The organism is Novosphingobium sp. B-7 (assembly GCF_000410615.1).
Classification (GTDB): Bacteria; Pseudomonadota; Alphaproteobacteria; order Sphingomonadales; family Sphingomonadaceae; genus Novosphingobium; species Novosphingobium capsulatum.
Genome location: NZ_KE148479.1, coordinates 1 through 375 on the forward strand (window position 1 = coordinate 1; position 375 = coordinate 375).

Annotated in this window: 1 protein-coding gene; it reads left to right on the forward strand. The window is 67.2% G+C overall.

Annotated features, from left to right (window positions below; translation table 11 throughout):
* On the forward strand, positions 1-375 hold a 375-nt coding region (locus H926_RS29505; RefSeq protein ID WP_022677984.1), incomplete at both ends, for a hypothetical protein.

Consider the following 375-nt stretch of genomic DNA (forward strand, 5'->3'; position numbering starts at 1 on the left):
CGGCCGCTGGCCCGGCACAGCCGCCGGCCAAGGCACCGGCCGCCACGCCCGCATCGGCCAAGGCCTCTGCCGACCGGGTGGCCGCCGTTGCCGCGATCGAGATGCCCTCGACCGGGGACAAGCAGGCCGATGAATATACTTATGGCTATCGGCTCTATGACGCCAAGTTCTATCCCGAGGCGCAGGTCCAGCTGAACAAGTTCGTCACGGCCTATCCCAAGGCCAAGCAGATCAGCCTGGCGCGCAATCTGCTCGGCCGTGCCTATCTCGAAGACGGCAAGCCCGGCACGGCGGCGCAGTGGTTCCTGCAGAACTACCTGGGCGACAAGAAGGGCGAACGCGCGCCCGACAGCCTGCTCTACCTGGGCGTGGCGA